This is a genomic window from Serratia sp. Je.1.23.a, from assembly GCF_051129805.1.
In the GTDB taxonomy this organism is placed as follows: domain Bacteria; phylum Pseudomonadota; class Gammaproteobacteria; order Enterobacterales; family Enterobacteriaceae; genus Serratia; species Serratia liquefaciens.
In genome coordinates, this window is record NZ_JBCPSR010000001.1 from 752,243 (window position 1) to 764,993 (window position 12,751).

The window sequence follows — 12,751 nt, forward strand, 5'->3', positions numbered from 1 at the left end:
TTAATGAGCGGAATACGGCGATAAAATAATGAACACTAGCCCAACGGCTCCTTTGCCGCGCATCGCCACGATGGACTGCGTGCGCGGTATCGCCATCCTTGGCATTTTGCTGCTGAATATCAGCGCCTTTGGCCTGCCGAAGGCGGCCTATCTCAATCCGGCCTATCTGGGCCTGCCTACAACGCGCGATACCTGGACCTGGGCGCTGTTGGACATTTTCGCGCAGGCTAAATTCCTGGCGATGTTCGCCCTGTTGTTTGGCGCGGGGTTGCAGATGCTGCTGCGCCGCGGCAAAGGCTGGATACGTGCACGGCTGTCGTGGCTGGTGCTGTTTGGCCTGGGACATGCCATTTTCCTTTGGGATGGCGATATCCTGCTGGCCTATGGGCTGATCGGGTTGGTGTGCTGGCGGATGATCCGCGATGCGAAAGAAACCTATCAACTGTTGAAAACCGGCGTGGTGCTGTACCTGATTGGCGTCGGGGTGCTGTTGTTGTTGGGCTTCATTTCGCACGGTGAACCTGGCAGTTTCTGGCAACCCGGCGTGGCAGAGCTGCAATATGAGAAGTTTTGGAAGCTGCAGGGCGGGATGGAAGCCTGGCGCAGCCGCACCGATCTTCTCTCCTCCAGCCTGCTGGCGATTGGCGCGCAATACGGTTGGGAGTTGGCGGGACTGATGCTGTTCGGCGCCGGTTTAATGCGCAGTGGCTGGCTACGCGGCACTTATTCACCGGGTTACTACCGCCGGCAAGCAGCATGGCTGATACCGCTTTCATTGCTGATCCAACTGCCGGCCGTGGTGCTGCAATGGCATCTTCACTGGGACTACCGTTGGAGCGGTTTTTTATTGCAGGTGCCACGTGAGCTGGGGGCGCCCCTGCAGGCGATGGGCTATCTGGCGCTGTGCTACGGTTTTTGGCCGACGCTGTCGCGTTTGCGCATTGGACACTGGTTGACGCAGGTCGGGCGCATGGCGCTGAGCAATTACCTGCTGCAAACGCTGATCTGCACCACGCTGTTTTATCGCTTTGGCCTGTATCAACAGTTTGACCGCCTGCAACTTTTGGCTTTCGTTCCGTTGGTCTGGCTGGCTAACCTGTTGTTTTCAAACCTGTGGCTGCGCTATTTCGAGCAGGGGCCGGTGGAGTGGCTGTGGCGCAAACTCACCGCCCTGGCTACCGGCAAGGTAGAGCCCAAGGCGGTGAATTGAGATCTGGCTCAGGTAGGTTAAAAAAATGTATGTAAACGTTTTCTTTCCTGTGACGTAATTCACGCAGAGGAGGATGACAAACGGGGTAGGATAGCGCCACTGTCAACTACCCCGACCTCAGGATCCTTCATGACCTCTGTTCACCCAACCACCATTCGCGACGTGGCGAAGCGTGCGGGCGTGTCTGTGGCGACCGTCTCCCGCGTGCTGAATCACAGCGCCCTGACCAGCAAAGAGACGCGCGAGCAGGTATTGAAGGCGGTGGCTGAACTGGGCTATCGACCCAATGCCAATGCGCAAGCCCTGGCCACCCAGAGCAGCGATACCCTTGGGGTGGTGGTGATGGACGTCTCCGATCCCTTCTTCGGCGCACTGGTGAAAGCGGTAGACACCGTGGCGCAACAGCACCACAAATACCTGTTGATCGGTAACAGCTATCACCAGGCGGATAAAGAGCGCCACGCCATCGAGGTGCTGATTCGCCAACGCTGCAACGCCTTGATTGTTCATGCTAAAACTCTGTGTGATGCCGAGCTGATCGCCTTTCTCGATCAGGTGCCGGGTATGGTGCTGATCAACAGAATCATACCCGGCTATGAACATCGCTGCGTCGGGCTCGATAACGTCAGTGGTGCAGAGATGGCGATGCGTTTGCTGCTGTCGCAGGGCCACCAGCGTATTGGTTATCTGGGCTCGAACCATCCAATCGAAGACGGGCCGCTGCGCCAACAAGGCTACACGCAGGCGATGGCGGCGGCCGGGCTGGCAACGCCCGACAGCTGGCGTGCCTATGGTTCGCCAGATTTGCAGGGAGGGGAAGAGGCGATGATCGAACTGCTTGGCCGCAACCTGCATCTTAGTGCGGTATTCGCCTACAACGACGCCATGGCCGCTGGGGCGATGGCGGTGCTGAAAGAAAACGGTATCACAGTACCGCAAAACTTTTCGCTGGTTGGGTTCGACGACATCCCTATCGCTCGCTACACCAGCCCCAAGCTCACCACGGTGCGTTACCCGATTGTCACCATGGCGACGCTGGCCACCGAACTGGCCTTGCTGGGCGCGGCAGGCAAGCTGGAGCCGCAGGCCCGCCATTTGTTTATGCCGACCCTGGTCCGACGCCATTCTGTGGCTCCTTGGCAAAGTGAGGCGGCGGTCACTCTCTGAACATTTAATCTTGTGTAACCGTTTTCAATCTGTGAGAAAATTCACAGATTATTAACATCACGCCGTCTATGCTCTAGGCGTTTTCCAGCGTAAAGGCACTTGCCGCTGCTGTTTTAACTCACGCTGGCGCCACATTTTTCAGGAATAACATGATTCACGGATGACAGGGAAACTGCCAGGCCCGGTCGTGCTGACACCGCCGGTTGCCCTTGGCCTAATACCGAGCAAGACCCTACATAAACCGGAGACACACAATGAATAAGAAGGTTTTCACCCTGGCCGCGACGGCCGCAGCCATGATGTTTGGCGCCGCAGCTCACGCAGATACCCGTATTGGCGTCACGATTTATAAATATGACGACAACTTTATGTCGGTGGTGCGCAAGGCAATCGAGAAAGACGCCAAGGCCTCTCCGGATGTCACCCTGCTGATGAATGACTCGCAGAACGACCAATCCAAACAAAACGACCAGATCGACGTGCTGATCGCCAAGGGCGTAAAAGCGCTGGCGATTAACCTGGTGGATCCAGCGGCTGCCCCGGTGGTGATTGATAAGGCACGCGCAAACGATATCCCTATCGTGTTCTACAACAAAGAGCCTTCCCGCAAAGCGCTGGACAGCTATGACAAAGCCTATTACGTGGGCACCGACTCTAAAGAGTCCGGCGTGATCCAGGGCCAACTGATTGAGAAACACTGGAAGGCCAACCCGAACTGGGATTTGAATAAAGACGGCCAGATCCAGTACGTGTTGCTGAAAGGTGAACCGGGCCATCCGGATGCAGAAGCGCGTACCACTTACGTGGTGAAAACGCTGAATGACGACGGTATCAAAACTCAGCAACTGCAGATGGACACCGCGATGTGGGACACCGCACAGGCAAAAGACAAGATGGACGCCTGGCTGTCCGGCCCTAACGCCAACAAAATCGAAGTGGTTATCGCCAACAACGATGCCATGGCGATGGGGGCGGTAGAAGCGCTGAAAGCGCACAACAAATCCAGCATCCCGGTATTCGGTGTCGATGCCTTGCCAGAGGCTCTGGCGATGGTGAAATCCGGCGCAATGGCAGGGACGGTGCTGAACGATGCCGACAATCAGGCCAAAGCCACCTTCGAGCTGGCGAAAAACCTGGCGGCGGGCAAACCTGCTGCCGACGGCACCCAATATAAAATCGACAATAAAGTGGTGCGCATTCCTTACGTTGGCGTAGATAAGGACAATTTGTCCAAATTTGTTAAGTAAGTTCTGAATGGCCCCGCCTGCGGTGCGCTGCCCAGCGCCAACACCAGGAAAGCCGCCGGCGGGGTAATTTTTCTTAAAATCACAGCCCAGATCCGATGAGTTTCAAGCTGCAGCTAATTAGGCGGCGGTTTGGAAGGTGTCGGGTCACATAGCCAGGTGTATTTATGGCCGACAGCCCACGCGAATTTTTGCTGGAAATGACTGATATCAGTAAATCATTTCCCGGCGTCAAGGCATTGGATAATGTGAATCTGCGCGTTCGTCCGCACTCCATTCATGCATTAATGGGAGAGAACGGCGCGGGGAAATCGACATTATTAAAATGCCTGTTCGGCATTTATAAAAAGGATGCCGGCAGTATTATTTTTCAGGGCCAGGAAATAGATTTCAAAAGCTCTAAAGAGGCGCTGGAACACGGCGTGTCCATGGTGCATCAGGAATTAAACCTGGTCTTGCAGCGCACCGTGATGGACAACATGTGGTTGGGGCGCTACCCGACCAAGGGCATGTTTGTCGATCAGGACAAGATGCTGAAAGATACCCAGGCGATATTCGACGAGCTGGATATTGATATTAACCCGCGGGATAAAGTGGGCACGCTATCGGTATCGCAAATGCAGATGATTGAAATCGCCAAGGCTTTCTCCTATGACGCCAAGATTGTCATTATGGATGAGCCCACTTCATCGCTGACGGAAAAAGAGGTGAACCACCTGTTCACCATTATCCGCAAGCTGAAGGAACGCGGCTGCGGCATCGTCTATATCTCGCATAAGATGGAAGAGATCTTCCAGCTGTGCGACGAAATCACCATTCTGCGTGATGGCCAGTGGATCGCCACCCAGCCGCTGGAAGGGCTGGATATGGACAAGATCATCTCGATGATGGTGGGGCGTTCGCTCAGCCAGCGTTTCCCCGATCGACAGAATACGCCGGGCGAGGTGATCCTGGAGGTGAAGAACCTGACCTCCTTGCGCCAGCCTTCGATTCGCGACGTCTCTTTCGATCTGCATCAGGGTGAGATCCTCGGCATCGCCGGGCTGGTGGGGGCCAAACGTACCGACATCGTCGAAACCCTGTTTGGCATCCGCGAAAAAATTGCGGGTACCATCAAGCTGCACGGCAAAACCATCAACAACCACAGCGCCAATGAGGCGATAAACCACGGTTTCGCACTGGTCACCGAAGAACGTCGTTCAACCGGGATTTATGCCTATCTGGACGTGGGGTTCAACTCGCTGATCTCCAATATTCGCAACTACAAAAATAAAATCGGCCTGTTGGATAACGCCCGCATGAAAAGCGATACCCAGTGGGTGATCGATGCCATGCGGGTCAAAACCCCGGGCCACCATACCCACATAGGTTCGCTGTCGGGCGGTAATCAGCAGAAGGTGATCATCGGCCGTTGGCTGCTGACTCAGCCGGAAATATTAATGCTGGATGAGCCGACGCGCGGCATTGACGTCGGTGCCAAATTCGAAATTTATCAGCTGATGACCGAACTGGCGAAGAAGGGCAAGGGGATCATTATTGTCTCGTCTGAAATGCCGGAGCTTTTGGGAATTACCGACAGAATACTGGTGATGAGTAATGGTCAGGTTGCGGGCATCGTTAACACCAAACAGACCTCGCAAAATGAAATTTTACGTCTCGCATCCCTGCACCTTTAAGGATCAGAATTATGAACGCGCTGAATAAAAAAACTTTGTTCACCTATTTCAAGGAAGGTGGCATTTACGTAGTGTTGCTGGTGCTGCTGGCAATTATTATTATCCAGGACCCGACCTTCCTCAGTCTAATGAACCTGAGCAATATCCTGACCCAGTCTTCGGTGCGCATCATTATTGCACTGGGCGTGGCGGGGCTGATTGTTACCCAGGGGACCGACCTGTCCGCCGGGCGCCAGGTTGGCCTGGCGGCGGTGATCGCGGCGACGTTGTTGCAGTCGATGGATAACGTGAACAAGGTATTCCCGCATATGGAAACCTGGTCGATCCCGCTGGTGATCCTGCTGGTGTGCGCCGTGGGTGCGGTGATCGGTCTGGTGAACGGTTTGATCATCGCTTACCTCAATGTGACGCCGTTTATTACCACGCTGGGCACCATGATCATCGTTTACGGCATCAACTCGCTGTATTACGACTCTGTTGGCGCATCGCCAGTGGCGGGGTTTGATCCCAAGTTTTCCACCTTTGCCCAGGGGTTCCTGCGTTTTGGCGACTTTAAGCTGTCGTACATCACCTTCTACGCCATCATTGCGATTATTTTTGTCTGGATCCTGTGGAATAAAACCCGCTTTGGCAAAAATATTTTCGCCATCGGCGGCAACCCTGAGGCAGCCAAGGTTTCCGGCGTGAACGTGCCGTTGAACCTGATCATGATTTATGCGCTGTCCGGGGTGTTCTACGCCTTCGGCGGCTTACTGGAAGCGGGCCGTATCGGCAGCGCCACCAATAACCTGGGCTTTATGTATGAACTGGACGCCATTGCGGCGTGCGTGGTAGGCGGGGTGTCCTTTGCCGGCGGTGTCGGGACGGTTCTGGGGGTCGTGACCGGGGTCATCATCTTTACGGTTATCAACTACGGCCTGACCTACATTGGCGTTAACCCTTACTGGCAGTACATCATCAAGGGCGGCATCATTATCTTCGCCGTGGCGTTGGACTCCTTAAAATACGCCAAGAAAAAATAGTTGTGTCTCAGCTATGAAAACGGCCAGCAAATGCTGGCCGTTGCTGTTTCCAGGGCGGTATAAAGCTTATTTGGCCTTTTGTTTTTCCGCAGCCAGCTTGTGTTCCAGCTCAACCAATTGCTCTGGCGAAACTGCCGGGTAGCCTTGGGCATCTTCCGGTACGGTATGCATGGCGGAAATGGGGATCAGTGGCCCGAGGAAGCGCGGCTCGCGTTTTAGTATGTACAAATCGGTCAGCGCTCCAAGGCGAGCGAAGATCTCGCGTGCCCGTACCGTCATCATGTCTTTTGGCGAAGGGACAGCGTAGCACTGAGCCTGGATCCCCATATGCAGCGCGATAAACAGCGCGCGCTCGCAATGGAAGCGCTGGGTGATAATGATAAAGTCGTTGGTGTCGAACACTTTGCGGGTGCGTACGATAGAGTCAAGAGTACGGAAACCGGCATAATCCAGCACGATATCGCTGGGCGCCACGCCGGCGGCGATCAAATCGCGGCGCATGGTCATCGGCTCGTTGTAGCTTTGCTGGGCATTGTCGCCGCTCAGCAGCAGGTATTTCACTTTGCCGCTGTTATAGGCATTAATCGCGCCCTGAATGCGGTAGCGATAATATTGGTTGATCACGCCGGTGCGGTAATATTTGGCCGTGCCCAGTACCACGCCGACCTGGCGATGAGGCAGGCCTTGCAGTTCGTCATAGACGTAAGGCGCGGTTTTCCAACTGATCCAACGATCGAGCGCGAGAGCCGAAAGCATCAACAGCGCAGTGATGATGAACAGGCTGATTATCAGGCGTTTCCACATGTTATTGCCTTACGCGCACAGGGGCCAAAAAAGATGGCTCAAGGCTACTTTACCTGACAGGCCGACGCAAGCTTGACGCCCTATCAAGCAAGCATTGCACCGCATTTTTAGGCGGTTTTGAGCATAAAAAAAGCCCGGCGAGCCGGGCCTGATGTTTAACTGCGCAAATCAGAATGAAGTGCGCTTATAGCTGCGGTATTGCGGGCGCCAGAAGTTGTGTTCGATGCCTTTCGACAGCGCTTCTTCTGAGGTGACCACAGCAACGCCTTGCAGCTGTGCCGCTTTACCCACTTCCATGGCAATGCATTTGGACACGCCCTGAATATCGTCGATATTCGGCAGCAGTGCGCCATGCCCGTCAGTTGCCAGCGGCGAACAGTCGGCCAGCGCACGGCTGGCGGCCATCAGCATCGCGTCGGTGACGCGGGTGGCGCCGGAGGCCAGTACGCCCAATCCAATCCCCGGGAAGATATAGGAGTTGTTGCACTGGGCAATCGGGAAGACCTGATCTTTGTAGCTCACCGGCGCAAACGGGCTGCCGGTTGCTACTAATGCAGCGCCTTCAGTCCAGTTAATGATGTCTTCCGGGCGGGCTTCCACGCGGGAAGTTGGGTTGGACAGCGGCATGACGATCGGGCGCGGGCAGTGCTTGTGCATTTCGCGGATCAGTTCTTCGGTAAACAGGCCTGGCTGGCCCGAAACGCCGATCAAAATGGTTGGCTTGGCATTACGCACCACGTCCAGCAGGGAAATGGCATCGCTTTCTGTCTGCCATGCGGTCAGACTCTCGCTTTTTTGCACCAGCTTGCTCTGGAAATCGAGCAGGTTAGGCAGTTTGTCGGTCAGCAGGCCGAAACGGTCGACCATAAAGACGCGCGCGCGGGCTTCGTCTTCGCTCAGGCCTTCGGATTTCATCTGCGCGATAATTTGCTCGGCAATACCGCAACCTGCAGAGCCGGCGCCCAGGAAGGTGACGGTCTGATCGCGCAGTTGGCTGCCGGCGGCGCGGCTGGCGGCGATCAGGCTGCCCAGCGTGACGGCTGCGGTGCCCTGAATGTCGTCGTTGAAGCAGCAGATTTCGTCACGGTAGCGGTTCAGCAGCGGGGTGGCGTTATTCTGCGCAAAATCTTCGAACTGCAGCAGCACGTTCGGCCAGCGGCGCTTGACCGCCTGGATAAACTCTTCAACAAAGGCGTGGTATTCGTCGCCTGAAATACGCGGGTGACGCCAGCCCATGTACAGCGGATCGTTCAGGCGCTGCGGGTTGTTGGTGCCGACGTCCAGTACCACCGGCAGGGTATAGGCCGGGCTGATGCCGCCGCAGGCGGTGTATAGCGACAGTTTACCGATTGGAATGCCCATGCCGCCGATACCCTGGTCGCCCAGACCGAGAATGCGCTCACCGTCGGTGACGACGATCACCTTAACGTTTTGCTTGGTGGCGTTTTGCAGCATGTCGTCAATGCGGTCGCGGTTAGGGTAGGAGATAAACAGCCCACGCGCCCGGCGGTAAATATCGGAGAAGTGCTCACAGGCCTCACCCACCGTCGGCGTGTAGATGATCGGCATCATCTCGCTCAGGTGCGCTTCCAGCAGGCGATAGAACAGGGTTTCGTTGGTGTCCTGGATATTACGCAGATAAATGTGTTTATCGCTGTCGTTTTTGAAATCCTGGTACTGGCGGTAGGCACGTTCCGCCTGCTCTTCGATGGTTTCTACCGCTTCTGGCAGCAACCCGTGCAGGTTGAAATGGCTGCGTTCATCCTCGGTGAAAGCGCTGCCTTTATTGAGCAGCGGAAATTCCAGCAGAATAGGGCCGGCATAAGGGATGTAGAGAGGGCGTTTGCTTTCGTATTCAAGTTCCATGGCTTTTGCTCTTCAACGTATCGGATAACTTTATGGGCTAGATCCTAAAAGATCGGGGAAATATGTACAGCAATTGTTATCGGATCATGAGGTAAATTGGCGTAATTATCGACGATCAAGTCCTAATTTAACTAAAGAAAGTGTTTTAAGACGTGAATGCCATTGTAATCGGCTGGCGGGGCTGGTAACAGCGGTGCCGGGCAGCACCGCCAGGGGGCAGATTTAGAAAGTGATACGACTGACATTTTGGCAACCCAGCGCGGCCAACGTGGCGCGGGTAGCATCCCATTGGGTGAGGATGGCACTGTCGGGCTCGGCCAGCACCGCTCGAACCACTTTTTGGCAGTCGCCGCCGGAGACGTTCATCAGAATCAGTGCGGCCTGCAGCGGTGGCAGGCTGGGGTTGAAGGCTGCGTTTTCCGCATAGCGACCGCTATAAATCGTCCCGTCTTCGGCTTCCAGTGCGACGCCGCTGTGGGCATTGCTGTAGGGCGCGTGACTCTGATTGGCGGCAGCCAGCGCGGCCATCTCCAGTTCGTCGGTCAGCGTCAGTTGAAAACCATGATCGACGCGGTCCATCAGCAACGTGGCGATATTCAGGTCTTTCGGGCCGAAGGCATCCGGCAGATAGTCGCCCAGGGTGGCAGGTTCGCGACCGGGCAGACGAATTTTCAGCGTGGTACCACTGTTGAGTTCGTTCATAAACTGACGGCAGTGACCACAAGGCGTGTAGTTAACGGTGATGGAGGCTAACGCTGATTCGCCGCGTAGCCAGGCATGAGTCACGGCACACTGCTCTGCATGAATGGTTTGTTGCATCGGCGCGCCGCTGAACTCCATGTTGGCGCCAAAATACAGGTTGCCGCTCTGCCCGCGAGCAATGGCGCCAACATAAAACTGCGAAATCGGCGCTAACGAGCAGGCCGCCGCCAGCGGCAGCAGAGCGAATGCCAGAGCATCATCATCCAGCCCGCAGCGCTGCTTGATAGCATCCACTTGTTCCGCCTTGAGCATGGCCGGAAAATCAGGCGCATCAAAATAAGGCAGCAGGGCGGATTGCAATGTGGCGGGCAGTTCAGCAAAAGCGGTTTGAAAACGCGGGTGCATAGAAACTCTCTCTACAGGTTAACGGGATAACATTCTAGGCAGCCCGGTGCGAATAAAGTGTGATGCAAATCTCTTTATTGATGAAATCAATGCAATGAAAACCATAAATGCGAGATGTATCGCAAGTTTTAGGCCTCAGGCAAACAGGTGCAACAGTACCGGAAACAGAAACGGCGCCAGCAGCGAGGTGATGATGCCGCAGATCACCAGGGCCAGTGAACCAAATGCCCCTTCCTGATAGTCCATTTCCGCACAGCGTGCCGTGCCCAGCGCATGTGACGAGGTCCCCATTGCCAACCCGCGTGCCGAGCGGGTGGTGATTTTCAATACTTTGAACAGCGTATGCCCGAAAACCGCGCCGAGAATACCGACGAAAATCACGCAAACGGCGCTGATTGCCGGAATGCCGCCGAGCGACTCTGCGACCGCCATGGCGATGGGGGTGGTGACCGATTTTGGCATGATGGAAGCGGCAATTTCCGGCGTGGCCCCCATCCATAAAGCGATGGCGCCGCCGCTGATCATCGCGGTCAGGCTGCCGATAAAGCAGACGGCGATAATGGACTTCCAGCGCGCGCGGATCTGATGCAGCTGTTCATACAGCGGATAAGCCAGTGCCACTACGGCCGGTTGCAGCAAGTCATTGAGGATTTTACTGCCCTGAAAATAACGCTCATAAGGAATACCGGTCAGCAACAGCAGGGGGATGATCACCGCCATCGACACCAGCAGTGGGTTCAGCAACGGCATGTTCAGCCATTGCGCCAGTTTGCGCGCTGCAAAATAGATGGCCAGCGTCAGCGGTAATGACCACCAGATTTCATGGATCATTTTTCGCCCTCCGCGGCATCCGGCTTGCCGATGATGGTGCGCTCCCGGTGGAAATAATGTGAGGTGTAGCCGACCACCACCAACACCATCAGGGTGCTGACGATGCAGGACACCACCAGCGGCCCCAGATGCTCGATAATTTGGTCATAGTATTTCATCACTCCCACGCCGATAGGCACGAACAACAGCACCATATAGCGGATCAGCAGGTGGCAACCGGGTTTGACCCATTTGGCCGGCAGAATTTGGGTGGAGAGCAGGGCGAACAGCAACAGCATGCCGATAATGCTGCCCGGAATGGCGATCGGCAGCAGAGCCGCGATGGCATTGCCGGCGAACAGACAAAGGTAGATAAGGACGAATGCCCTCAGGTATTTCCAGCACAGAGTGAGTAGCTTGGCCATAACTTAATCCCGTTTAACCGATGCATTCATCATACAATTAAACTGTGATCTTCGCCACAAATCACACCATGAATTCTCTCTATGGCTACCATGCCGATGGGGCTGGTTGACAACCACGATGAAAAGGGACGCAGGTTTATTCTGCACTGGCGAAGTTGGCATTCTGTTGTTGCCTCTGCGCCAGGCGATGCCCGAGAAAAAAGAATAGCAGGCTGAGCAGCGCAGCAGCAATCAACATCAGAAACATCATTTGCGGCGCGGCGTAGCTGAGAATAAAACCGCACAGTACCGGATTGATGGCGCCGCCCAGAGCGCTTAGGTTTTGTACGCCGTAATAGCTGCCTTTCAGGTGCTGTGGCGCGATGAAGTCGATAAACATATATTCCACCGGGATCACTATGATTTCGCCCAGGGTGAATATCGCCATGGCAAGGATCCAGAGCCAGAGCGATTGCCCGGCCAGCCAAAAACCGATCAGCCCGAGAATGAAAAATAGCGTGCCCAGCGCCAGCCAGCGCAGCATATTTTCCTGACGCATGCCGCGGCTGAGCAGATACTGCAGGGCGATGACGATACAGGCGTTGACGATCATCACCGCCCCAATGACCTGATAAGCGAACTCTGCATTAGAAACGGTGATCAGGTATTGCGATAAATAGCCGGAGAACTGGCCAAAAACCACCGCACCCAGCGTACTGCCAAGGGTAAAGTAAATCAGCCGGCGATCGTTACGCAGGATGGTCAGCGTTTGGCGAAAATTAGGGCGGGCGGCGGGCGTTGCATCCAGCGCGACCGGGGCCGTAGCGGGCTGCTTGCCCAGGATGAAGTTCAGCGTCGCCACCGTGAATAAAGCCAATCCACCGGAAAGGTAAAACGGCAACAGCGGATCCAGACCTGCCACCAGTACCCCCAACGATGATCCAACCGCCCAGCCGACGTTGACCAGCGTATAGTTTATTGAAAAGGCTTTGATGCGCTGCGCGACCGGCAGCCAGTCGGCAAAGCACGCTTTAATGGTGATGCCCAATACGGAATAGGCGGTATGTAAAATAGCCAAAACCACAACGATCCCCCCTGGCCGCGGGATCCACGGGATAGCGAAAAAACTCAGGGCGAACAAAAGAATGGAAATCAGGATCAGCGTTTTTTTGTTGAATTTGTCTACCAGGTAGCCGCCATACAGGCTGGCGAAAATGCCGAGCGCCAGGCTGATACCCAGAATGATGCCGACGCTTTTGGGCAGCAGATGAAAATGCCCGGTCAGATAGATAGTAATGAACGGCAGCGTTACGCCGCGGCCAATGGTCAGTACCAGCGAACTGACCAGCAAGGCGTTAATCAGCGGTGGGAATCCCTTCATATCAGACCTGTTTATGCATACAGTGATAAAACCAGTATGGATAACATAGCTCATTTTGGC

At 55.2% G+C, this 12,751-nt stretch carries 11 protein-coding genes; 5 read left to right on the forward strand and 6 right to left on the reverse strand.

Features of this window, described 5'->3' with window-relative positions; genetic code table 11:
- Positions 1-28 precede the first annotated feature (28 nt).
- The 5 genes from yeiB to mglC all read left to right on the forward strand — a co-directional run bounded on the left by yeiB (position 29) and on the right by mglC (position 6,319).
- Positions 29-1,210, forward strand: coding sequence for a DUF418 domain-containing protein YeiB (gene yeiB / locus AAZT04_RS03715; protein WP_129983567.1), 1,182 nt, complete (start codon positions 29-31; stop codon positions 1,208-1,210).
- Positions 1,211-1,339: 129 nt separating this feature from the next.
- The gene (gene galS, locus AAZT04_RS03720) at positions 1,340-2,377 is read left to right on the forward strand and encodes an HTH-type transcriptional regulator GalS (protein ID WP_048761671.1); all 1,038 of its coding nucleotides are present in this window, start codon (positions 1,340-1,342) and stop codon (positions 2,375-2,377) included.
- 254 nt (positions 2,378-2,631) lie between these two features.
- Positions 2,632-3,624, forward strand: a complete 993-nt coding sequence (gene mglB / locus AAZT04_RS03725) for a galactose/glucose ABC transporter substrate-binding protein MglB (protein WP_020825992.1) — start codon at positions 2,632-2,634, stop codon at positions 3,622-3,624.
- A gap of 164 nt (positions 3,625-3,788) precedes the next feature.
- Complete coding sequence (gene mglA, locus AAZT04_RS03730; protein ID WP_020825993.1) at positions 3,789-5,297, forward strand: galactose/methyl galactoside ABC transporter ATP-binding protein MglA; 1,509 nt, start codon at positions 3,789-3,791, stop codon at positions 5,295-5,297.
- A gap of 11 nt (positions 5,298-5,308) precedes the next feature.
- A complete protein-coding gene (gene mglC / locus AAZT04_RS03735) occupies positions 5,309-6,319 on the forward strand; it encodes a galactose/methyl galactoside ABC transporter permease MglC (RefSeq protein WP_012005998.1) in 1,011 nt (336 codons plus the stop codon).
- Positions 6,320-6,385: 66 nt separating this feature from the next.
- On the opposite strand, the gene sanA is transcribed toward mglC, so the two are convergent.
- From sanA to AAZT04_RS03765, 6 genes are all read right to left on the reverse strand, one after another.
- Positions 6,386-7,123 (reverse strand): outer membrane permeability protein SanA, encoded by a 738-nt coding sequence (gene sanA / locus AAZT04_RS03740; protein WP_020825994.1) that lies wholly within the window; start codon positions 7,121-7,123, stop codon positions 6,386-6,388.
- Positions 7,124-7,291: 168 nt separating this feature from the next.
- Positions 7,292-8,989, reverse strand: a complete 1,698-nt coding sequence (locus AAZT04_RS03745) for an NAD-dependent malic enzyme (protein WP_434679005.1) — start codon at positions 8,987-8,989, stop codon at positions 7,292-7,294.
- A gap of 222 nt (positions 8,990-9,211) precedes the next feature.
- Positions 9,212-10,096 carry a cytidine deaminase gene (gene cdd / locus AAZT04_RS03750; RefSeq protein WP_048761681.1) on the reverse strand — a complete coding sequence of 295 codons (885 nt, stop codon included), beginning with the start codon at positions 10,094-10,096 and terminating at the stop codon, positions 9,212-9,214.
- A 135-nt stretch (positions 10,097-10,231) separates the two neighbouring features.
- A complete protein-coding gene (locus AAZT04_RS03755) occupies positions 10,232-10,927 on the reverse strand; it encodes a CidB/LrgB family autolysis modulator (RefSeq protein WP_434679007.1) in 696 nt (231 codons plus the stop codon).
- Complete coding sequence (locus tag AAZT04_RS03760) at positions 10,924-11,331, reverse strand: CidA/LrgA family protein (protein WP_020825998.1); 408 nt, start codon at positions 11,329-11,331, stop codon at positions 10,924-10,926. The genes AAZT04_RS03755 and AAZT04_RS03760 overlap by 4 nt, the downstream gene beginning before the upstream one ends.
- A 136-nt stretch (positions 11,332-11,467) precedes the next feature.
- Positions 11,468-12,691: an MFS transporter gene (locus AAZT04_RS03765; protein WP_048761683.1), complete on the reverse strand. Its 1,224-nt coding sequence runs from the start codon at positions 12,689-12,691 to the stop codon at positions 11,468-11,470.
- Between the last annotated feature and the right edge of the window lie 60 nt (positions 12,692-12,751).